This window comes from Polaromonas sp. (genome assembly GCF_029945685.1).
In the GTDB taxonomy this organism is placed as follows: Bacteria; Pseudomonadota; Gammaproteobacteria; order Burkholderiales; family Burkholderiaceae_C; genus Polaromonas.
The window spans coordinates 23,073-44,249 of the sequence record NZ_JAQSDA010000011.1 but is presented as its reverse complement, the minus strand read 5'-3'; the positions used below and the strand labels follow the sequence as shown (position 1 = coordinate 44,249).

19 protein-coding genes are annotated in these 21,177 nt (G+C 62.5%); 2 read left to right on the top strand and 17 right to left on the bottom strand.

Features of this window, described 5'->3' with window-relative positions:
* Positions 1–171: 171 nt before the first annotated feature.
* The 9 genes from PSV26_RS08165 to PSV26_RS08125 all read right to left on the bottom strand — a co-directional run bounded on the left by PSV26_RS08165 (position 172) and on the right by PSV26_RS08125 (position 10,106).
* Positions 172–498 (bottom strand): integration host factor subunit alpha, encoded by a 327-nt coding sequence (locus tag PSV26_RS08165; RefSeq protein ID WP_300512613.1) that lies wholly within the window; start codon positions 496–498, stop codon positions 172–174.
* Between the two features lie 40 nt (positions 499–538).
* A complete protein-coding gene (pheT, locus tag PSV26_RS08160) occupies positions 539–2,965 on the bottom strand; it encodes a phenylalanine--tRNA ligase subunit beta (RefSeq protein ID WP_300569668.1) in 2,427 nt (808 codons plus the stop codon).
* A gap of 19 nt (positions 2,966–2,984) precedes the next feature.
* Positions 2,985–4,037 (bottom strand): phenylalanine--tRNA ligase subunit alpha, encoded by a 1,053-nt coding sequence (pheS, locus tag PSV26_RS08155; protein ID WP_300512616.1) that lies wholly within the window; start codon positions 4,035–4,037, stop codon positions 2,985–2,987.
* Between the two features lie 147 nt (positions 4,038–4,184).
* The gene (rplT, locus tag PSV26_RS08150) at positions 4,185–4,544 is read right to left on the bottom strand and encodes a 50S ribosomal protein L20 (RefSeq protein WP_096668383.1); all 360 of its coding nucleotides are present in this window, start codon (positions 4,542–4,544) and stop codon (positions 4,185–4,187) included.
* Positions 4,545–4,569: 25 nt separating this feature from the next.
* Entirely contained in the window at positions 4,570–4,773 is a 204-nt protein-coding gene (gene rpmI, locus PSV26_RS08145) for a 50S ribosomal protein L35 (protein WP_077595745.1), read from the bottom strand.
* A 239-nt stretch (positions 4,774–5,012) separates the two neighbouring features.
* A complete protein-coding gene (infC, locus tag PSV26_RS08140; protein ID WP_300514563.1) occupies positions 5,013–5,630 on the bottom strand; it encodes a translation initiation factor IF-3 in 618 nt (205 codons plus the stop codon).
* A gap of 87 nt (positions 5,631–5,717) precedes the next feature.
* Positions 5,718–7,625 (bottom strand): threonine--tRNA ligase, encoded by a 1,908-nt coding sequence (gene thrS / locus PSV26_RS08135; RefSeq protein ID WP_300569665.1) that lies wholly within the window; start codon positions 7,623–7,625, stop codon positions 5,718–5,720.
* Between the two features lie 347 nt (positions 7,626–7,972).
* Entirely contained in the window at positions 7,973–9,292 is a 1,320-nt protein-coding gene (gene aceA / locus PSV26_RS08130) for an isocitrate lyase (RefSeq protein WP_300512622.1), read from the bottom strand.
* Between the two features lie 379 nt (positions 9,293–9,671).
* A complete protein-coding gene (locus PSV26_RS08125; protein WP_300569662.1) occupies positions 9,672–10,106 on the bottom strand; it encodes a gamma-glutamylcyclotransferase in 435 nt (144 codons plus the stop codon).
* A 137-nt stretch (positions 10,107–10,243) separates the two neighbouring features.
* Between PSV26_RS08125 and PSV26_RS08120 the strand changes: the two genes are divergently transcribed.
* Entirely contained in the window at positions 10,244–11,164 is a 921-nt protein-coding gene (locus PSV26_RS08120; protein WP_300569660.1) for a DMT family transporter, read from the top strand.
* A 33-nt stretch (positions 11,165–11,197) separates the two neighbouring features.
* Here the strand turns inward: PSV26_RS08120 and PSV26_RS08115 are convergent, their stop codons facing one another.
* The 7 genes from PSV26_RS08115 to PSV26_RS08085 form a co-directional block, all read right to left on the bottom strand.
* Entirely contained in the window at positions 11,198–12,715 is a 1,518-nt protein-coding gene (locus tag PSV26_RS08115) for a malonyl-CoA synthase (RefSeq protein ID WP_300569658.1), read from the bottom strand.
* A 28-nt stretch (positions 12,716–12,743) separates the two neighbouring features.
* Entirely contained in the window at positions 12,744–13,538 is a 795-nt protein-coding gene (locus tag PSV26_RS08110; RefSeq protein ID WP_300569656.1) for an enoyl-CoA hydratase-related protein, read from the bottom strand.
* 13 nt (positions 13,539–13,551) lie between these two features.
* Positions 13,552–14,550, bottom strand: coding sequence for a tripartite tricarboxylate transporter substrate binding protein (locus tag PSV26_RS08105; RefSeq protein ID WP_300512636.1), 999 nt, complete (start codon positions 14,548–14,550; stop codon positions 13,552–13,554).
* Positions 14,551–14,593: 43 nt separating this feature from the next.
* Positions 14,594–16,087 (bottom strand): malonyl-CoA decarboxylase, encoded by a 1,494-nt coding sequence (locus PSV26_RS08100; RefSeq protein ID WP_300569653.1) that lies wholly within the window; start codon positions 16,085–16,087, stop codon positions 14,594–14,596.
* Complete coding sequence (locus PSV26_RS08095; protein WP_300512642.1) at positions 16,084–16,752, bottom strand: GntR family transcriptional regulator; 669 nt, start codon at positions 16,750–16,752, stop codon at positions 16,084–16,086. The genes PSV26_RS08100 and PSV26_RS08095 overlap by 4 nt, the downstream gene beginning before the upstream one ends.
* Before the next feature lie 334 nt (positions 16,753–17,086).
* Entirely contained in the window at positions 17,087–17,893 is an 807-nt protein-coding gene (gene lgt / locus PSV26_RS08090) for a prolipoprotein diacylglyceryl transferase (protein ID WP_300512645.1), read from the bottom strand.
* 49 nt (positions 17,894–17,942) lie between these two features.
* A complete protein-coding gene (locus tag PSV26_RS08085; protein ID WP_300569649.1) occupies positions 17,943–18,866 on the bottom strand; it encodes a LysR family transcriptional regulator in 924 nt (307 codons plus the stop codon).
* 112 nt (positions 18,867–18,978) lie between these two features.
* Here PSV26_RS08085 and ilvD point away from each other — a divergent pair, with 112 nt between their 5' ends.
* Positions 18,979–20,688, top strand: coding sequence for a dihydroxy-acid dehydratase (gene ilvD, locus PSV26_RS08080; protein WP_300569646.1), 1,710 nt, complete (start codon positions 18,979–18,981; stop codon positions 20,686–20,688).
* Positions 20,689–20,888: 200 nt separating this feature from the next.
* On the opposite strand, the gene PSV26_RS08075 is transcribed toward ilvD, so the two are convergent.
* A complete protein-coding gene (locus PSV26_RS08075) occupies positions 20,889–21,128 on the bottom strand; it encodes a TIGR04438 family Trp-rich protein (RefSeq protein ID WP_300512651.1) in 240 nt (79 codons plus the stop codon).
* Between the last annotated feature and the right edge of the window lie 49 nt (positions 21,129–21,177).

The window sequence follows — 21,177 nt, the reverse complement described above, 5'->3', positions numbered from 1 at the left end:
CTTAGTGCAAATAGTTACAAACAACAAAATTTGATGTGTTGTTTAAGCAACAAGCGGTACTGCAATTGCTCCAGCCAAAAAGTGATGTTTCCACACACAAAAGCTTCCTGCAAGGCGATGGCGCGGCCTGACGGGGACAGAACTGACCTTGGCTGGCGGGGCGGGTGCCTTTCAACCGGGTCCAGTCTGGCTCTGGATCTGCTCTTTGAGTTTGTGACTGGCGTGAAAAGTCACCACCCGACGTGCCTGAATGGGAATGGATTCGCCGGTACGCGGGTTGCGCCCCGGGCGCGGTGCCTTGGTGCGGATCTGGAAATTGCCGAAACCGGAAATCTTCACATCGTTGCCGTCGACCAGGCTGTCGGAGATCAGGTCGAAAAACGCGTCGATCATGTCCTTGGATTCGCGCTTGTTCAGGCCGATCTGTTCAAACAGCAACTCCGCGAGATGAGCTTTGGTCAGCGCCGGGCTCTCAAGACTTTCAACGGAAAATTCCACGACGCGCTCCTCGCTGTTCACTGTTGTTGTGTTCCCTGCCCTATGCACGCAAACGTGCCTGCAGGCTACTGCCCAGATTGTCGAGCACGGCCTTGATCGCCGCGTCAATCTGCTCCTCGGTCAGTGTAGCGTCGTCGCTGCCAAGCACCAAGCGCACCGCCAGGCTTTTTTCGCCGAGCTGCATCGCGGCATTGGCCTGTTGCGGCCGGTAGATGTCAAACAGCGTCGCCGACTTGAGCAGACCTCGCGTGTCCGCACCGTGGATCGCCGCCAGCAGCGCCGAATGGGTCACTGCTTCGGCAACAATCACCGCAATGTCACGCTCGACCGGCTGGAGTTTGCTCACCGGCTGGAAGGCGGGCACGGGACGCTGCAGCACGACATCGAGCGCCAGTTCAAAAACAATCGGCGCCTGCGCCAGCTCGTAGCCCTGGCGCCACTGCGGATGCAGCTCGCCGACAAAGCCCGCCGCCACGCCGTCTATGACAACACTGGCGCAGCGGCCCGGGTGCATGGCGGGGTGGGCCGCAGGGGCAAACACCGCCTGTAACGGCGCCAGCAGGGCCTGTAGGTCGCCCTTGACGTCGAAGAAATCCACGCCCTTGTCCGACCGGCCCCATTGCAGGGTGTCGCGCGGCCCGTAGGCTAAACCGGCGACCCGCATGGGCTGGTCAAAACCGGCAACGGTGGTGTCGGTGTTCTGGCTGCGCGCGTCGCGCAGAAAGACACGCCCCAGCTCAAACACGTTGACGCGACCGGCTTTGCGGTCGAGATTGAACTTGAGAACCTGCAACAAAGAGCCGATCAGCGACGAACGCATCACGCTCATCTGGCTGGCAATCGGGTTGAGCAGCTTGATGGGATGGGGGTTGCCGGCAAGCTCATGCTCCCAGCGTTCTTCGACAAAACTGAAGTTGATGGTTTCCTGGTAGCCCAGGGCCGCCAGCGCGCGGCGCACGGCAAATGCACTGCGCCGCGCCTCTGGACGGATACGTGCGGTGATGGGCGCCAGCGGAGGCGTGGCCGGCAGTTGCTGGTAACCCACCATGCGCACCACTTCCTCGATCAGGTCTTCCTCGATCTGCAGGTCGAAGCGGTAGCTGGGCGGCGTGACCGTCAGCGTGCCCTCCCCTTCAGCCACAGGCAAGCCCAGGCGGCGCAGCGCGTCAGCGCACTGGGTCTGCGTCAGGGGCATGCCGATGACCTTGATGGCCCGAGCGACCCGCAAGGTGACGGGAGCCGCCTCCGGCATATTGACCCGAACATCGTCGATCGGGCCGCACACGGTGTCCGCCGTGCCGCAAATTTCGAGAATCAGCTGGGTGATACGTTCAATATGCTCGACCGTCTGGCCGGGATCGACACCACGCTCGAAACGGTGGCCGGCATCGGTGGAGAAGTTGTAGCGGCGCGACCGCCCGGCAATCGCCTTGGGCCACCAGAAGGCAGCCTCGACATAAATGTTTTCTGTCTCGTCCGACACCGCAGTGGCATCGCCGCCCATGATGCCGGCCAGCGACTCGACCTGGCTGTCGTCGGCAATCACGCCGACTTTGTCGTCCACCGTCACGGTGCTGCCGTTGAGCAGTTTGAGCGTCTCGCCGGCGTGGCCCCAACGCACGTCGAGTCCGCCATGGATCCTGTCCAGGTCGAAAATATGCGAAGGCCGACCCAGCTCGAACATCACGTAGTTCGAAATATCCACCAGCGCGGTGACGCTGCGCTGGCCGCATCGCGCGAGCCGGTCCACCATCCACGGCGGGGTGACCGCTTTCGTATTGACCTTGCGCACGATGCGACCGGAAAAACGGCCGCACAGATCAGGGGCACTGATCCGGACCGGCAGCTTGTCCGCACCGGCCACCGCGACCGTCGGAAAGGACGGGCTCACCAACGGCGCGCCGGTCAGCGCAGCCACTTCACGGGCAATCCCATAGACGCTCAGGCAATGCGCCAGATTGGGCGTGAGCTTGAGGGTGAACAGCGTGTCATCGAGTTTCAGGTGCTCGCGAATGTCCTGCCCCACGGCCGCGTCCGACGCCAGCTCCAGCAGTCCGCCATGGTCGTCGGACAGCTTGAGTTCCCGGGCCGAGCAAAGCATGCCCTGGCTTTCCACGCCGCGCAACTTGCCGACCTTGATCAGGAAAGGTTTGCCATCGTCGCCGGGCGGCAGCTCGGCACCGACCAGCGCGCAGGGCACCTTGATGCCGACACGGGCATTGGGTGCGCCGCAGACGATGTTGAGCAGGGAGTCCTGCCCCACATCGACCTGGCAGACACGCAGGCGGTCGGCATCGGGATGCTGCACCGCTTCCCTGATTTCGCCGACGACGATCTTGCTGAAGGGAGGTGCGACCGGCTTGAGGTCTTCCACTTCCAGACCAGCCATGGTCAGGGTCTCGGCCAGCTGCTCGGTACTCAAGGGCGGATTGCAGAATTCGCGCAACCAGGATTCGGGGAATTGCATTTTTATAAAGCCTGATGGGTTACTGGAATTGCGACAGGAAACGCAGATCACCGTCGAAGAACAGCCGCAAGTCGTTGACGCCGTAACGCAGCATGGTCAGCCGGTCTGGCCCCATGCCGAAAGCAAAACCGATGTAGTGTTCGGGGTCCAGCCCCATGTTGCGCACCACCGTCGGGTGCACCTGGCCGGAACCGGCGACTTCCAGCCAGCGACCCGCCAGCGGACCGGTCTGGAACTGGATGTCGATCTCGGCGCTGGGCTCGGTGAAGGGGAAAAAGCTGGGGCGAAAGCGCAGCACCAGATCGTTGGACTCAAAGTAGGTGCGACAGAAGTCGGTGAAAACCACCTTCAGGTCCTTGAAGCTGACGTTCTGGCCTATCCACAGGCCCTCGCACTGGTGAAACATCGGCGAGTGCGTGGCGTCGCTGTCCACCCGGTAAGTGCGGCCCGGCGCGATCACGCGGATCTCGGGCATCACGCCGCCGGCGTCAATCAGCGCGCGGTGTTTCTTGACATGCTGCACCGCGTAACGGATCTGCATCGGGCTGGTGTGTGTGCGCAGCAGGTTGGGCGCGGCTTCGGTGCCGCCTTCCACATAAAACGTGTCGTGCATGGAACGCGCCGGATGGTCTTCGGGCGTGTTCAGAGCGGTGAAGTTGAACCAGTCGGTTTCAATTTCCGGGCCCTCGGCCACATCGAAACCCATGGAGCCAAAGATCGCCTCGATGCGCTCGAGCGTGAGCGACACCGGATGCAGGCCGCCGCTGGGCCGCTGGCGGCCCGGCAGCGAGACGTCCAGCGCCTCGGCCTTGAGCTGCACCTGCAGTTCGGCGTCTGCCAGTGCCTGCCGGCGCGCGGTCAGCGCGGCTTCGATAGCCTGCTTGGCCAGGTTGATGGCGGCGCCGCGTGATTTTTTCTCTTCCACGGGCAGCGCTGCCAGGCCCTTCATCAGCTCCGTGATGCGGCCGGATTTGCCGAGGAACTGCGCCTTGGCATTTTCCAGATCGGCGGGCGTGACGGCCTGCGCAAAGCTGGTTTTGGCCGAATCCACCAGGACATCGAGTTCGTTCATATATTTCTTGTGATTGACAAACCAGTCCGGACGCTGCCTTCGCCAGCCGCCCGGACAAAGAAAAAGGGCCAGAGCCTTTTCAAGCTCTGGCCCCCGTCTTTTGTGCGCAACCAGCTATCAATTCAATAGCTGAATGCCCCTCAAAAATCAAGCAGCAAGCTTGGCCTTGACCTGCTCCACGATGGCGCCAAAAGCAGCGCTGTCGTGAATCGCCATATCGGAGAGAACCTTGCGGTCGATCTCGATACCGGCTTTTTTCAGACCGTTGGCAAACTGGCTGTAGGTCATGCCGAATGAGCGGCTGGCAGCGTTGATACGCGCAATCCACAACTGGCGGAACACGCGCTTTTTGTTACGGCGGTCACGGTAGGCATATTGCCCGGCCTTCATCACCGCTTCTTTGGCGATCCGATAGACATTGCCGCGGCGGCCGCGGAAACCTTTTGCAAGGGCGAGAACTTTTTTGTGGCGGGCGCGAGCCGTTACACCACGTTTGACGCGAGGCATGTGAGTACTCCTTGTTCGTCGTTAATTAAATGCCCATGCCGGGCAGCATCTGTGCCATGTGACCCATATTGGTCTCATGGACAGCAACTGCACCACGCAGGTGGCGTTTGTTCTTGGTGGTCTTCTTGGTCAGGATGTGACGTTTGAAGGCTTGGCCGCGCTTGACGGTACCACCTGGACGAACGCGAAAACGTTTCTTCGCGCTGCTCTTGGTCTTCATTTTGGGCATGTAAATGCTCCTTTTCATTTGTGCTCGTGAGGCGCTGCGAACCTTCCGCAGACTTGATGGCCCCGAGCCACTTGTAGTGGCGAGTGTTTAATTCGCCGCTTGTTGGTGGCGGGGTTTGACGCCTGCCACCTTTGCAAAGGCAGGATTTCCCTGCCTTCACCGGAGATGCTTTCACACCCCCGAAAAACCCGCCGGTGAAACCACCCGCAGGTTGAACTCCTTGTCGGCGACAGCCGCCCTCAGGCGCCTGTCGATGCAGCCGGCGCCGCTTCCGCGGGCGCCGCTGCGGGCTTGGCAGCCACCTTCTTCTTGCCCGGCGCGATCATCATGACCATCTGCCGGCCTTCGAGCTTGGGAAACTGCTCCACCAGAATCAAATCCGCCAACTCGTCGCGGATCCGCGCCAGCAGGGCCAGACCCAGTTCCTGGTGCGTTATTTCGCGACCGCGAAAGCGCAAGGTGATCTTGCACTTGTCGCCTTCTTCCAAAAAGCGCTTGATGTTGCGCAATTTGATGTTGTAGTCACCATCGTCGGTGCCGGGCCGGAACTTGATTTCCTTGACCTCGATCACCTTCTGCTTGGATTTCGCGTCCGCGGCCTTTTTCTGCTCGGCGTACTTGAATTTGCCGTAGTCCATCAATCTGCACACCGGCGGTACCGCCGTGGGAGAGATCTCAACCAGATCCACGTCATATTCACCGGCGAGACGCAAGGCTTCCGTAATGCTGACAACACCCAGAGGCTCGTTGTCCGGCCCGGTCAGACGTACTTCGGGGGCCATGATTTCACGGTTCAAGCGATGCTTGCGTTCTTCGCGGTGGCGGCGGTCACGAAATTCAGTAGCGATGGTTCTAATCCTTTAACGTTTGCTATAAAAGCTATAGCGGCTTGCGCCCACCCAGCAAGGACGGCAGGCCAAAATCATTCACAAATGTGGCAGAAATCAGGCTTTTTGGGTAATGTCAGAAGCAATTGTTTGGGCAAAGGCTTCGAGTGACATGACGCCAAGGTCTTTGTTACCCCGGGCGCGCACGGCAACTGCGCCGGCTTCCTTCTCCTTGTCGCCTACGACAAGGATGTAAGGCAGCTTTTGCATCGAGTGCTCGCGTATTTTATACGTAATTTTCTCGTTGCGCAGATCAAGATTGACCCTAAGCCCTTGATTTTGAAGCCTTTTAGCTATTTCACGACAGTAATCGGCCTGCGCATCGGTGATATTGAGCACCGAAACCTGCACCGGCGCGAGCCAGGTGGGCAATGCACCGGCATGTTCCTCGATCAAAATCCCGATAAAACGCTCCAGGCTGCCAACGATGGCCCGGTGCAGCATCACCGGCCGGTGCCGGGCGCCGTCCTCGCCCACGTATTCGGCATCGAGCCGCTCCGGCATCGAAAAATCAACCTGCATGGTGCCGCACTGCCACTGGCGGCCAATCGCGTCTTTCAGCGTGTATTCGATCTTCGGGCCGTAAAAAGCGCCGTCGCCGGGCGCGATCTCGAACTCGCACCCGGAGGCGCGCAGGCTTTCCATCAGCGCGTGTTCGGCCTTGTCCCAGCTTTCGTCGGAACCAATGCGCGCCTCGGGCCGCGTAGCCACCTTGTAGATGATGTTCTTGAAGCCGAAGTCGGTGTAGACCTTCTGCAGCAAGGTCGTGTAGTCGACGCATTCCTTGAGGATCTGCTCTTCGGTGCAGAAAATGTGACCGTCATCCTGCGTGAAGCCGCGCACGCGCATGATGCCGTGCAGGCCGCCCGAAGGCTCATTGCGGTGGCACTGGCCGAACTCGCCGTAACGCAGCGGCAGGTCGCGGTAGCTCTTGATGCCCTGCTTGAAAATCAGGATGTGGCCGGGACAGTTCATCGGCTTGAGCGCGTATTCGCGTTTTTCGCTCTCCGTCGTGAACATGTTGTCGCGGTACTTGTCCCAGTGTCCGGTCTTTTCCCACAGCGTCTTGTCGATGACCTGCGGGCCCTTGACTTCCAGGTAGCCGTTGTCCTGGTAGACCTTGCGCATGTACTGCTCGACGCCCTGCCACACCGTCCAGCCCTTGGGGTGCCAGAACACCAGGCCGGGCGCATGGTCGTCGATGTGAAACAGGTCGAGCTCACGGCCCAGCTTGCGGTGGTCGCGTTTTTCCGCTTCTTCCAGCATCAGCAGATATTGCTGCAACTCGTCCTTGGTCGCCCAAGCCGTGCCGTAGATGCGCTGCAGCATCTCGTTGTGGTGGTCGCCGCGCCAGTAGGCACCGGCCAGCTTCATGAGCTTGAAAAACTTCAGCTTGCCGGTGCTCGGCACGTGCGGGCCGCGGCACAGGTCTTCGAACTTGCCCTCGCGGTACAGCGACACGTCTTCGTTGGCCGGGATGCTGGCAACGATCTCTGCCTTGTAGTGCTCGCCCTGCTCCTTGAAATAAGCCACGGCCTCGTCGCGCGGCAGCACGCGGCGTGTCACTGGCTCGTCCCTGGCCGCCAGCTCGGTCATCTTCTTTTCGATGGCCGTCAGGTCTTCAGGCGTGAAGGGGCGCTTGTACGAAAAGTCATAGAAAAAGCCGTTTTCGATCACCGGACCGATGGTGACCTGGGCATCCGGAAACAGCTCCTTGACGGCGTAGGCCAGCAGGTGGGCGGTCGAGTGGCGGATCACCTCCAGGCCTTCCGGGTCCTTGGCGGTGATGATGGCCAGCGGGCTGTCTGCAGAAATCAGGTAGCTGGTGTCCACCACCTTGCCGTTGACCTTGCCGCCCAGCGCGGCCTTGGCCAGGCCGGCGCCGATGGAGGCAGCGACCTCGGCCACCGTCACGGGTTCGGGAAATTCGCGGATCGAAGCGTCTGGCAGCGTAATTTTGATCATGGTGGGCAGGCTCTGAAAAACAAAAAAGCGCGGAAACTGCCGCGCTTGGAAATGGATGGGGATGGAGGGTTGCTATCTATTGAGTAGCTAAAAATCACCAGGGGATGCGGCTAGCGCCCGGGTTGACTCCAAACTGGAGGCGTGATCGTAGTTCGCGGTGTCATAACCCGGACTATCCTTCCTGTTTCCAGTTTGATTGATTGCATGGGGTTATTTTACGGCAGCTTCGGCCGGCAGGACCGGGACAGACCACGCCAGGCCCGAGCCCATAAAAAAACCCGGCTGGCGCACAGGGCGCCGGCCGGGCCGCAGCCGCCTGGAAGCGGCGGTGTTCAGGAATGGTCAGTTCAGTGGAACTGCTCTTCTTCGGTCGAGCCGGTCAGCGCGGTCACGCTGGACTTGCCGCCCTGGATCACGGTGGTCACTTCGTCGAAGTAGCCGGTGCCCACTTCCTGCTGGTGCGACACAAAGGTGTAGCCGCGCTCGCGTGCTGCGAACTCGGGCTCCTGCACCTTCTCGACATAGGCCGACATGCCGCGCTTGACGTAGTCCTGGGCCAGATCGAACATGTTGTACCACATGGAATGGATGCCGGCGAGCGTGATGAACTGGTACTTGTAACCCATGGCGCCCAGCTCTTTCTGGAACTTGGCGATGGTTGCATCGTCCAGGTTTTTCTTCCAGTTGAACGAGGGCGAGCAGTTGTAGGCCAGCATCTTGCCGGGGTGCACCTTGTGCACGGCATCGGCAAACTTCTTGGCAAACGCCAGGTCAGGCGTGCCGGTTTCGCACCACACCAGGTCGGCGTAGTGGGCGTAGGCAATCGCGCGGCTGATCGCCTGGTCGATGCCCTTTTTGGTCTTGTAGAAGCCTTCGGAGGTGCGCTCGCCGGTCAGGAAAGGCTTGTCGTTCTCGTCGTAGTCGCTGGTCAGCAGGTCGGCGGCTTCCGCATCGGTGCGGGCAATCACCAGGGTGGGCACGCCGCAGACGTCGGCAGCCATGCGCGCGGCGATCAGTTTCTGGTTGGCTTCCACCGTCGGCACCAGCACCTTGCCGCCCATGTGGCCGCATTTCTTCACGGAGGCCAGCTGGTCTTCCCAGTGCACGCCGGCAGCGCCGGACTTGATCATGGCCTTCATCAGTTCGAACGCGTTGAGCACGCCGCCGAAGCCGGCTTCTGCATCGGCCACGATGGGCGCGAAGTTGTCGATGTAGCCCTTGTCGCCGGCATCGATGCCCTTGGAGTGCTGGATTTCGTCGGCACGGCGGAAGGTGTTGTTGATGCGCTCAACCACCTGTGGCACGGAGTCGACCGGGTACAGCGACTGGTCGGGGTACATGGACGAGTAGCTGTTGTTGTCAGCAGCGACTTGCCAGCCCGACAGATAGATGGCTTTCACGCCGGCTTTTACCTGCTGCATGGCCTGGCCGCCCGTCAGCGCGCCCAGGCAGTTGACGTAGGGCTCGGTGTTGACCAGGTCCCAGAGCTTTTCGGCACCGCGGCGCGCCAGCGTGTACTCGATCGGGAAGGAACCGCGCAGGCGGATCACGTCGGCAGCGCTGTAACCGCGCTTGATGCCTTTCCAGCGGGGATTGGTCGCCCAGTCTTTTTCGAGGGCGGCGATTTGCTGTTCGCGGCTCAGTTGTTCAGTGAGGGTCTGTGGCATGAGGTCACTCCGGAAGTTGAAAAAATGGCGGGGCAAGCAGCCATGCACTATCCATGCCCTTGCTGTTTGCTCTGGAATCAACTTTAAGTCTTCTACAAGACTTTGTGAAGCTCTTATGTCTTATATAAGATAAAATTTATTCTTAATGAAATCATCGGTCTTTTCACAATATTTCAATATATGAAAAGTATTTTCTTGTATTGAGAAATATTACTGCGCTGCAGCATTTTTAAATTTCATAATACGGAAATCTTTTACCGGATCATGAAATCAAGGACTGGGCGTTCATCCCATTCATCGCTGTGGACAAAGGACGGCCAGGCCAGCGGAAAACGGGGCTGGTCCGGGTCCGTCCCCCCCTCTCCCGCCATCGACTGTTTCAGGAACGCTGCCCAAGGTGTTCGAGCCAGTCGCCGCCCATGATGAGCGGCTTGCCTGCTGTACGAGCCGGGTTGATTTCATAAACCAGGCAGTCCAGCGCTACCGCCCCGGACGAGGCCAGCGGCCGGTCCAGCTGCACCCCCACCGTCTGCTTGCGGTACTCGCCGGTCTGCTGCGGCCAGACTTCCTCGATGACATCGAGCTGGCGCTCGAGCTCGGCGCTGATGGCGTAAACCTCGCCGGTCACGCGTGCCGAACCGCCCAGCACCACGCCCGGGTAAGGCCCCAGGTCGTAAAGCACACCGGCCACGCCGGCCATGCCGACAAACTGTGGCGCCGGACGCAGCCGCGTGATGTCGCGTACATCGCCGCGGCGCAGCGTACCGTAGACAAAAACATGGCGGCTGGCGGGGGGTGGTGTCGGTTCAGGCATGAAAGTAAGGCATGATTTCGGGCAAGAAGAACAAGCAAGCTGAAAGAACAAGCATCCTGGACTCTGCGCCGCCCCGGCAGCCGACGCGCTGACGGCAGCCGCAGCGGCCGCTCACCCTTTACGGAAAACCCGGTGGAATGAACCGCATTGTGGCCTACGCCTGCCTGGCGCTCAGCATGTCCCTGGTCGGCAGTTATGTCGCGCTGTCCAAACCGCTGGTCGCGGTTTTCCCGGTTTTTCTGCTGGCCTGGCTGCGTTTTGGCATCGGCGGGGCAGCCATGCTGCACTGGCTCAAAAAACCGGCCGGGGAAGCCCCGATGACGCGGCAGACCCGGCAGCTGGTGTTCCTCGAATCCTTCCTCGGCAATTTCCTGTTTTCGATCTGCATGCTGTTCGGTGTGAGCCTGAGCAGCGCGGTGGCGGCCGGCGTCATCATGGCGGCCATCCCGGCCGCGGTGGCGGTGCTGAGCCGGGTCTTTCTCGGCGAGCGCATCCGTCCCCGGGTCGCGCTGGCCATCGCCTGCGCGGTCTTCGGCATCATGCTTGTTTCGCTATCAAAAACAGAGCTGCCTGCGCAGGACCAGAAAGGGCTGGAGGCCAATTTGGCATCCAGCCGGGCGTGGCTGGGCCACCTGCTGCTGGTCGGCGCCGTGCTCTGCGAAGCCGCTTATGCGGTGATCGGCAAAAAACTCACCGGTGCGCTCGGCCCCAAACGCATCACCGCACTGATCAACCTGTGGGGCTTTGCACTGGTCACGCCACTGGGCCTGTGGATGGCCTGGGGTTTCGACTTTGCCGCGGTGGCGCCCGGCAGCTGGCTGCTGCTGCTGTTTTATGCGCTGGCCGCCAGCGTCTGGACCGTGTGGCTGTGGATGACGGGCCTCAAAGGCGTGCCCGCCAGCCAGGCCGGGGTCTTCACCGTGATGCTGCCGGTCAGCGCGGCGCTGGTCGGCGTGGGCGTGCTCGGGGAATCCGTGGGTGCGGCGCAGCTGGGCGCTTTTGCACTCGCGCTGGCAGGTGTGGCGCTGGCCACGCTGCCGGAAAAAACACGCCCCTGAAATCAGGACGGCCAATCGCCGGGCCGTCAGGCTTCAGGCAAACAGGGCCTTGTGCTGCTCGCGCAAAACGTTTTTCTGGACCTTGCCCATGGTGTTGCGCGGCAACTCGCCGACGATGAAGCAGCGCTTGGGAATCTTGAAGTTGGCCAGCTGCGCCTTGAGCTGCGCAATGATCTGTTCGGCGTCCAGCGTCGCGCCGGGCTTGGCGATCACGATGGCCACGCCAACCTCGCCGAAGTCCGGGTGCGGCACGCCGATCACCGCGCTTTCGGCCACGCCCGGCATGTCGTTGATGTAGCCCTCGATCTCGGCCGGGTAGACGTTGTAGCCGCCGCTGATGATCAGGTCCTTGCTGCGCCCGACGATGGTGATGTAGCCGCGTTCGTCGATCTTGCCGACATCGCCGGTCTTGAAATAGCCGTCGGCGGTGAACTCTTCCTTCGTCTTCTCGGGCATGCGCCAGTAACCCTTGAAGACATTCGGCCCCTTCACCTGGATGCCGCCGATCTCGCCCGTGGGCAGCGGCTGGCCGGCATCATCCTGTACACGCAGGCTCACGCCGGGCAAGGCAAAGCCGACGGTGCCGCCGCGCCGCTCGCCCTCGTAGGGGTTCGACGTCAGCATGGCGGTCTCGCTCATGCCGTAACGCTCGAGAATCGTGTGGCCGGTGCGCTCCTGCCATTCGGTGAAAGTTTCAATCAGGAGCGGCGCCGAACCCGCGATGAAAAGGCGCATGTGGCGGCAGGCCTCGCGGTTCAGGCCGGGCTCGGCCAGCAGGCGCACATACAGCGTGGGCACACCCATGAACACGGTGGCCTCGGGCAGCTTCTGCACCACCAGTTTCGGGTCGAACCTGGCCAGCCAGATCATCTTGCTGCCATTGATCAGCGCGCCGTGGATGGCCACAAACAGGCCATGCACGTGGAAGATCGGCAACGCATGGATCAACACGTCGCCCGGCGTCCAGGCCCAGTAGTCCTTGAGCACCAGCGCATTGCTCAACATGTTGCCGTGCGAGAGCATGGCGCCCTTGCTGCGTCCGGTGGTGCCGCTGGTATAGAGAATGGCCGCCAGGTCGTCCGCGCCGCGCCGGGCCACCTCATGCCGGTCGCTGCAATGGGCGGCGCGTTCCAACAGCGAACCGCTGCGGTCGTCGTCCAGGGTGAAGACGTTCTGTGTGCCGGCCTTGAAGGCGATCTTGCTGACCCAGCCGAAGTTCTTTTTGCTGCACACCACCACCGAGGGCTCGGCGTTGCTTATGAAATACTCGATCTCGGCGCTCTGGTAGGCGGTGTTGAGCGGCAGGAACACATAACCGGCCCGCAGTGTGGCCAGATAGAGCATCATGGCCTCGACCGATTTTTCAACCTGCACGGCGATGCGCGCGCCTGGCGGCAGGTCCAGCGACTGCAGCAGGTTGGCGATCATGGCGGTGGATCGATCGAGGTCGCGCCAGGAGTAGTTCAGGCCGGTGTCGGTTTCCACCGCCACCGCATCGAGGTCTTTGGGAAAGGCTGCGCGCAGGGCGGCAAACAGGTTGTTGTTTTTCATCGCGTGGTTACCTGGAAATCGAAAAAAGTCAGAGCTCGCTGCCCACCCGGAAATGCGGGGGGCGCTTTTCAACAAAGGCCGACACACCTTCCCGGTGTTCGGCGGAGTCGGCATAGGCATACGCCGTTGCTATCAGATCAGTAGCGGGCTGCGCCCGCCCTTCCTGGGCCAGAGCCCGAAAAGCCTGTTTGTTCAGGCGTGCCGCCGCGGGTGCCAGCCGGGTCACACGGCCGGCCGTCGCCAGGGCCTGCGCCCCCACCTCGCTGTCCGGCAGCACGTGGTTCAGAAAGCCGCGCTGCAGCAGGGTGGCGGCATCGAGCACCGCCGCTGCCAGCAGCATCTCGCGCGCCGTCAACTCGCCCGCGGCGCGCATCACCAGCGCAGCCTCACGCGGCGCCATCGGAAAACCGAGCTTGCCAATCGGTGCGCCAAAGGTGGCCGACACGCCGGCCAGCCGCATGTCGCAGCAGCTGGCGATCTCCATGCCTGCGCCCATGCAGGCGCCTTCGATCTGCGCCACGATGGGAACGTCGCAGTCGAGCATGGCCTGCAGGCCGCCCCAGACCTCGTTTTCATGGAAGCCGCGCAGGACGGCTTCGTCAAAACGGAAGTCCGGGTACTCGGCGATGTCACCGCCCGCGCAGAAACTGGCGCCCTCCCCGCGCAGCAGCACGCAGCGCACGTCGCCGCGCTGCTGCAGGCCGGTGAACACCTCGCGCAGCTGCTGCCACATGGCGCGCGACATGGCGTTGAGCTTGCCCGGGTGGGACAGGGTGACCCTGGCGATGGGGCCGTCCGTGGCCAGCAGAACCTCTCCTGTCATGCAAGTCCTGAGTTCAGTCCAGCTTCGCGCCAGACGCCTTCACCACCTGCGTCCACTTCTTGACTTCGGCGCTGACGAAGCTGCCGAACTGCGGGCCGCTCAGGCCGGCAAACTCCGCGCCCTGGCGTGCCCAGACGGCCTTGGCTTCGTCGGTGGTGCAGGCCTTGCGGATTTCCTCGATCGCGCGGGCCTGCGCATCGGCCGGCATGCCCTTGGGGCCCCAGACGCCGTACCAGGTCGTCACGTTGTAGTCGGGCAGGCCCACCTCGGCGGCGCTCGGCACGTCCGGAATGGCGGGGTTGCGTTTGTTGCCCGCCACCATCAGGGCCTTGATGCGGCCGCCCGCAATATGGCTTGCCGAGGAGCCCAGGCCGTCGAACATCATCTCGACATCGCCGGCAATCAGGCCCTGCAAGGCCGGGCCGGCACCGCGGTAGGGGATGTGGGTGATGAATGTTTTGGTCTGCTGCTTGAACAGTTCGCCGGCCAGATGGTGGGAGGTACCGGCACCGGCCGAACCGTAGTTGAGCTTGGCAGGATTTTTGCGGGTGTATTCGAGGAATTCCTTGAAATTGGCCACCGGGAGTTTCTGCGGGTTGACCACGACGACCTGCGGCACGCTGGCCACCAGGATCAACGGCACAAGGTCTTTCTCGATGTCGTAGTCGAGCTTGGGGTACATGCTGGGCGCAATGGTGTGGTGCACCGCGCCCATGAACAGGGTGTAGCCATCCGGCGCGGCCTTGGCGGCGATGCTGGCGCCCAGGGTACCGCCGGCGCCACCGCGGTTGTCGATGATCAGTTGCTTGCCGGTCAGGCGCGCAAACTGCGCCGACATGGGACGCGCAAAGGCGTCCGTACCACCGCCTGCAGGAAAGGGAACAATCATGGTCACCGGCTTGGCAGGCCAGCCCGATTGCGCATGGCTGCCCAGTGAAAACGCGGCAACGCCGGCAGCCGCCGCACGCAGCACATTGCGTCTGGACGCGTTGATGTCAAAGCTCGATGTCATGTCTGTCTCCTGTCGTTGTTGAAATACGGTTTGGTTAGTGCGCTTACGAAATATACAAATCTTCGATGTCACCCGATACGGGGATTTTCCCCTGCGAAAGCAGTGCCCTGTGCTTGTCCAGGCGTTTGAGGTCGTAGAGGTAATTGACCATCAGGCCGCCGGACTGCCTGAGCCCCTTGGCTGACGGATCGCCCATCCAGTTGAGCCGCTCGATGCGCGCACCGTTGCCCAGGTGGAAACGCGCCACGGCGTCAAGAGGTTTGCCATCGTCGAGTTCGCGCCCCAGGTAATGCGCCGCGCAGCGCAGCAACATGCGGCGCACTGGCGACTTCTCGTCCAGCTGGGGCGCATGGTCGGTGGCGCTGAGGAAATGCTGCGCGGTGGGGGGTTCAAACCCGATCGCCCTGCCCAGCGCGGCGCGCTCCTTGTCGTCGATCTGCGCCAGCATCGCAGCAGCGTGTTTCCCCAGCCAGTGACGAAATCCGGGAATCGGCGAAAGGGTCGCAAAGTGTTTGAGCCGCGGAAATTCGGCACGCAGCGTTTCCACCACCCGCTTGATCAACGAGTCGCCGAAACTCACGCCGCGCAGGCCCGCCTGCGTGTTGCTGATGGAGTAGAAAATTGCCGTGGTCGCCCTGGCCAGATCCGCCGGTGCGGCCGACTCGTCGAGCAGCGGCGTGATGCCGGCGGCCATCTCGTCCATCAGCGCCACCTCGACAAAAATCAGCGGCTCATCGGGCATGCGGGGATGGAAAAAGCCGTAACAGCGGCGGTCGCTGTCGAGCCGGTTTTTCACATCGGCCCAGCTCTTGATGTCGTGCACCGCCTCGTACTTGATCAGCTTTTCGATCAGCGAGGCCGGCGAGTCCCAGCTGATGCGGCGCAGGTCCAGAAAACCCACGTCAAACCAGGTCGAGAACATGTACTCCATCTCGACATCGAGCGCCTGCAACCGCCTGTCCGCCTTGAGATAAGGCAGCATGTCGGCGCGCAGGTCGACCAGAAAGCGTATGCCTTCCGGAAAAGCGCTGAAGCGCTGCAACAACCGCCTGCGCGGCGACACGGTGGCGCGGCGGTAACGCACCTCGGCGACCGCCTCGTCGGGTGTGCCCACGGCGGCGGCAAACTGGGCCTGCGCGAGCTTGACCTTCTGCGCATCGGCCACAAATTGCTCACTCATCAGCAGCCACATGTCGCGCCGCTCGTTCAGTGCAGCGCCGGCATACCAGCCGGCCACACCCTTGGCGCGGCGGCCGCCTTCAACTTCGCTGACCTGCGGGTCCACGATGGCCTTGAGCTCCTCCAGCGTGCGGCGCAACACACGCGGCGACAGCGCCTCTTCCTTTTGCCGCAAGGTAGCCTTCAGGCGTTCGCGGGTGGAGCGGGCCGGCGACGGTGTCTCCGATGGAGCGCCGGGCGCTACTCTTTTGGAAGCGTCCGGCGCCGCCGCCACGGCGGCTTCAACCGTTTTCGATACTGTTTTTTTGTCGCCGGAGAAACGCGACACGCTGCGGTTGATCCAGTCGGCAGCGGTCATGAGGCCACCCTTGTGCGCTGATGACGGGCCAGCTCACGCAGGGCTTCGCGCTGGCGCGTCAGGTGGGTGCGCATGGCCGCATCGGCGCCTTCGCTGTCGCGGGCCTTGAGCGCCGCAAACACCGCCTGGTGCTCCGACAGGCTCTGCGCCAGCCGGCCGGGCGCATGCAGCTGCTGCGCGCGCGCCAGCTTGAGGATCTTGCGCAGGTCGGCAATCGCCGTGGCCAGCCAGCGGTTGTCGGCCAGCGTGATGATGGCTTCGTGGATCGCGAAATTGGTGTCGTAATACTCGTTGATGCGGCCAGCCCTGGCATGAGCGGCCAGCCGCTCATGCAGCGTGGTCAGCGCCGCCAGGTCGGCGTCGCTCGCATTGCGTGCGGCCTCGTAGGCGCAGCGGCCTTCCAGCAGGGCAATCACCGGAAAGATGTCGTCCAGGTCCTTCTCGGTGACTTCGCTGATGAAGCAGCCGCGCCGCGGCTCGTGGCGCAGCAGCCCCTCTGCCGTCAGCACCTTGAGCGCCTCGCGCAGCGGCGTGCGGGAAATCTGCAGCCGCTCGCACAGGACCAGCTCGTCCAGAAAACTGCCGGGCGCGTAGGTGCCGGCGAAAATCTGCTCACGCAGGGTGGCAGCCACTTCCTGGTGCAATGAATTCTGGACGAGGCGCATGAGGGTGTCCGTGGGTCGTTGGGCTCGGGCAAAGTGCAGGCTGGCCTGGCGCGGGGCAGTGAGTGCTGGACGTGGGCCCGGCTTTTCCCCCCGGTCCTCAGTCCTCTGCCCTGCCTGTTCGTTTTTTTTACCGTAATTTCCTGTAATTACGCATAATTATGATCAGCAAGACGGTGATCCGCAAGACGCTGGAGCGCCAGAACAACGGGTGGAAACCCGCGATTGCGGTCGTCCTGAAAAGGAAAAGTGCCTGCCTGTGCGAGCGAGGGTGAACGCGAAACGCTACAAAAATCAGAGCTGCTGCCGCCCGCCCCGCAAGGGGCTCCAGCTTTTTTCAGCCTCTTTTTTCAGCCCACAGCCAGAGCCAGACCCCGGCGGCGATCATAGGCAGGCAGAGCCACTGGCCCATGCTCATGCCGAGCGCCAGCACGCCCAGGAAGTCATCCGGCTCGCGGAAAAACTCGGCAATGAAACGGAACACGCCGTAACCGACAAGGAACGCCGCCGAGACCTGGCCGGTCTTGCGCGGCTTGCGGGCATAAAGCCACAGCAGCACGAAAAGCAGCAGCCCTTCCAGCAGGAACTGGTACACCTGCGAGGGATGACGCGGCAGCATGGAGCCGCTGTGTTTGAACACCATGCCCCAGGGCAGATCGGGGCTGCTGAAACGGCCCCACAACTCGCCGTTGATGAAGTTGCCAACCCGCCCCGCCGCCAGCCCGGTGGGCACGCAGGGCGCGACCAGGTCCATCACCTGCAGCCAGGGTTTTTTCCGCGTGCGCGCGAACCACACCTGCGAAAGCAACACGCCGATCAGGCCGCCGTGAAAACTCATGCCGCCCTGCCAGACGTAAAAAATTTCCAGCGGATGCGCCAGGTAATAACCGGGCTTGTAGAACAGGCAGTAGCCGATGCGCCCGCCCAGCACCACCCCCATCACACCCAGAAACAGGATGTCCTCGATGTCCTTGCGGCCCCAGGCGGCCACGCCCGTCATCGACGCATAGGGTTCATGGCGCAGGCGGCGCAGGCCGAGAACCAGGAACAGGCCGAAAGCAGCCAGGTAGGTCAGGCCATACCAGTGGATGGCCAGCGGCCCCAGCTGCAGGGCGACAGGATCGATGGTGGGGTGAATCAGCATGCGGCTTATTGTGCCAGCGTGCAACGGCGCCGGACGAGGTGCGGGGCCGTCAGGCCGGCAACGCCGGAGCCGTCGGCGCAAACGCCACCAGGCGCTCAAGACAGGGATTGACAGCATCCACGGGCCAGAACAGGCTGGTTTCGCAGACCGGCACGGGCCGACCTTTTTTGCCCGCCACGGTGCGGTACACCACGCCGGGCCGCTGAAACTGCCGCACGCTGTCGGGCACCCAGGCGACGCCCAGGCCGGCCGACACGAGGTTCACGATGGTCTGCATCTGGATGGCTTCCTGCGCCACCTGCGGCGGCTGCGCGGCGGCGTGGTACATGCCGAAGATCGCGTCGTGCAGCGAAGGCAGGATGCGCCGCGGAAAAATCACCAGCGGCTGCGTCAGCACCTCGTCAAGCCCCAGGGACGCCTTCGCAGCCAGCGGATGCTGCTCGGCCAGCGCCAGCACCAGCGCTTCCCGGGCGATAAGCCGGTGCGTCAGGCCCGGCGGCGCAAAACCCGGGGAATGCAGCATGATTCCCGCGTCAATGTCATGGCGTTCAAAAGCCTGCAACTGCATGTCGCCGGTGGCCTCGAGCAGTTCCAGCTGCACCTGCGGCTCATGTTCACGAAACGCCCGCACCCAGGCGGGCAGCAGTGAAAAACCCGCGGTCGATATGAACGCCAGGCGCAAACGACCGATTTCACCAGCCGCCGCCGCCCTGGCCTGCCCGGGCAGGGCCTGCGCCCGCGCCAGCAGGTCGAGCACCTGCGGCAGCAGCGCCACGCCCGCTGCGGTCATGTGGACGCTGCGTTTGGTGCGATCGAACAGCCGCACCGCCAGCAGCTTTTCCAGATGGGCAATCGCCTGGGTCAGCGGCGGCTGCGTCATGTGCAGGCGTACCGCGGCGCGACCGAAATGCAGCTCTTCGGCCACGGCCACAAACTGGCGCCAGAGCCGGAGTTCTATGGTCGGGGTAGTCATACGCCGTACATATTAATACACCCGTAAAAATATATTGGAACCGCTTGATGGCGCGGCGCATACTCTGGCTTTTGCCTCACCGCTCCCATCTTCCCCACCCCCGAGACACTCCATGACACAACAGGACAAAGACAGCATCGGCGACGCCATCAACCGCCGCAGCAGAAACATCACCGAAGGCACCTCGCGCGCACCGAACCGGTCGATGTACTACGCCATGGGTTATGAGGCGGGGGACTTCAAGAAGCCCATGGTCGGCGTGGCCAACGGGCACAGCACCATCACGCCCTGCAACAGCGGCCTGCAAAAACTCGCCGATGCGGCGATTGCCGGCATCGAGGAAGCCGGCGGCAATGCGCAGGTCTTCGGCACACCGACCATTTCCGACGGCATGGCCATGGGCACCGAGGGCATGAAGTATTCGCTGGTCAGCCGCGAGGTGATCTCCGACTGCATCGAGACCTGCGTGCAGGGCCAGTGGATGGACGGCGTGCTGGTGGTCGGCGGCTGCGACAAGAACATGCCGGGCGGCCTGATGGGCATGCTGCGCGCCAACGTGCCCTCCATCTACGTCTACGGCGGCACCATTCTTCCGGGCCACTACAAGGGCAAGGACCTGAACATCGTCAGCGTCTTCGAGGCCGTCGGTGAACACGCGGCCGGCCGCATGAGCGACGAGGACCTGCTGCAGATCGAGCGCCGTGCCATTCCCGGCACCGGCAGCTGCGGCGGCATGTACACCGCCAACACCATGTCGTCCGCCTTCGAGGCGCTGGGTATCTCCCTGCCCTACTCGTCGACCATGGCCAATCCCCACGATGAGAAAGCCAATTCCGCGAAGGAATCGGCCAAGGTGCTGGTCGAAGCGATACGCAAGAACATCAAGCCGCGCGACATCGTGACCCGCAAATCCATCGAAAACGCCGTCGCCGTGATCATGGCGACCGGCGGCTCGACCAACGCCGTGCTGCACTTCCTCGCCATCGCCCACGCCGCCGACGTGGACTGGACCATCGACGACTTCGAACGCGTGCGCCAGAAAACCCCTGTGCTCTGCGACCTCAAGCCCAGCGGCCAGTACCTCGCGGTGGATTTGCACCAGGCCGGCGGCATTCCGCAGGTCATGAAGATGCTGCTCAAGGCCGGTCTGCTGCACGGCGACTGCCTGACCATCACCGGCCAGACGATTGCCGAAGTGCTGAAAGACGTGCCCGACACCCCGCGTGCCGACCAGAAGGTGATCCGCCCGATCGACAAGCCCATGTACGCCCAGGGTCACCTGGCCATTCTCAAGGGCAACCTCTCCCCCGAAGGCTGCGTTGCCAAGATCACCGGACTGAAAAACCCGGTGATGACCGGCCCGGCCCGTGTTTTCAACGATGAGCAGTCCGCGCTCGAAGCCATTCTGGCTGGCAAGATCGTCGCGGGCGACGTGATGGTGCTGCGTTACCTCGGCCCCAAAGGCGGCCCGGGCATGCCGGAAATGCTGGCACCGACCGGCGCGCTGATTGGCGCCGGCCTGGGCGAAAGCGTGGGCCTGATCACCGACGGCCGCTTTTCGGGCGGCACCTGGGGCATGGTGGTGGGTCACGTCGCGCCGGAAGCGGCGGCCGGCGGCAACATTGCCTTTATCAACGAAGGCGACTCGATCACCATCGACGCCAGACAACTGCTGCTGCAACTGAACATCAGCGACGCCGAACTGGCCAAACGCAAGGAGGGCTGGAAAGCGCCCCTGCCGCGTTATATCCGCGGCGTGCAGGCCAAGTTCGCCTTCAACGCCTCCAGCGCCAGCAAGGGCGCCGTGCTCGACGATTATTGAAATCGCAACAGCGCACTGTCCATTAAAAAAGCCCCTGCAGGTCTGCAGGGGCTTTTTTTTATCGAATCACCCGCAAGAGGAGCGAGCGAAGCAAGCAGGTTCCCCTTCCAGCAGGGGCCGCGGGTCCGGCTCCGCCGGCCCGCAGGCGCAGCGCCCCCTCGGGGGGCAGCGCAGTACACGAAGTGACAAGCGTGGGGGCTCTACTTTCTTTTTTTGAGCATCCCCATGGCATCGCGTTGCCGGTCAATCCGCTCTTTCTTGCGTTTTTCCATTTTCTCCATGGCATTTTTTTCGGTGAGTCCGGACTTGTCGGCCCACCACCACCAGATCACCGCCAGGCCGAACGGCGCCAGCACCACCCACCAGGGCCAGCCGGCCACCGGCGCAACCTCGAGGTACTTCAAGGCAATGCCGACGATGCCCAAGAACAGAAATAACATGGCTGACTCCTGAAAAACCGGGGGTAACCCTTTGAAAGCGAGGTCAACC

Coding starts and splice junctions, on each gene's coding strand:
- pheT (WP_300569668.1), bottom strand. CDS start 2,965: ATGCAATTCCCCGAATCCTGGTTGCGCGAATTCTGCAATCCGCCCTTG.
- pheS (WP_300512616.1), bottom strand. CDS start 4,037: ATGAACGAACTCGATGTCCTGGTGGATTCGGCCAAAACCAGCTTTGCG.
- rplT (WP_096668383.1), bottom strand. CDS start 4,544: ATGCCTCGCGTCAAACGTGGTGTAACGGCTCGCGCCCGCCACAAAAAA.
- rpmI (WP_077595745.1), bottom strand. CDS start 4,773: ATGCCCAAAATGAAGACCAAGAGCAGCGCGAAGAAACGTTTTCGCGTT.
- thrS (WP_300569665.1), bottom strand. CDS start 7,625: ATGATCAAAATTACGCTGCCAGACGCTTCGATCCGCGAATTTCCCGAA.
- aceA (WP_300512622.1), bottom strand. CDS start 9,292: ATGCCACAGACCCTCACTGAACAACTGAGCCGCGAACAGCAAATCGCC.
- PSV26_RS08125 (WP_300569662.1), bottom strand. CDS start 10,106: ATGCCTGAACCGACACCACCCCCCGCCAGCCGCCATGTTTTTGTCTAC.
- PSV26_RS08120 (WP_300569660.1), top strand. CDS start 10,244: ATGAACCGCATTGTGGCCTACGCCTGCCTGGCGCTCAGCATGTCCCTG.
- PSV26_RS08115 (WP_300569658.1), bottom strand. CDS start 12,715: ATGAAAAACAACAACCTGTTTGCCGCCCTGCGCGCAGCCTTTCCCAAA.
- PSV26_RS08110 (WP_300569656.1), bottom strand. CDS start 13,538: ATGACAGGAGAGGTTCTGCTGGCCACGGACGGCCCCATCGCCAGGGTC.
- PSV26_RS08105 (WP_300512636.1), bottom strand. CDS start 14,550: ATGACATCGAGCTTTGACATCAACGCGTCCAGACGCAATGTGCTGCGT.
- PSV26_RS08100 (WP_300569653.1), bottom strand. CDS start 16,087: ATGACCGCTGCCGACTGGATCAACCGCAGCGTGTCGCGTTTCTCCGGC.
- PSV26_RS08095 (WP_300512642.1), bottom strand. CDS start 16,752: ATGCGCCTCGTCCAGAATTCATTGCACCAGGAAGTGGCTGCCACCCTG.
- lgt (WP_300512645.1), bottom strand. CDS start 17,893: ATGCTGATTCACCCCACCATCGATCCTGTCGCCCTGCAGCTGGGGCCG.
- PSV26_RS08085 (WP_300569649.1), bottom strand. CDS start 18,866: ATGACTACCCCGACCATAGAACTCCGGCTCTGGCGCCAGTTTGTGGCC.
- ilvD (WP_300569646.1), top strand. CDS start 18,979: ATGACACAACAGGACAAAGACAGCATCGGCGACGCCATCAACCGCCGC.
- PSV26_RS08075 (WP_300512651.1), bottom strand. CDS start 21,128: ATGTTATTTCTGTTCTTGGGCATCGTCGGCATTGCCTTGAAGTACCTC.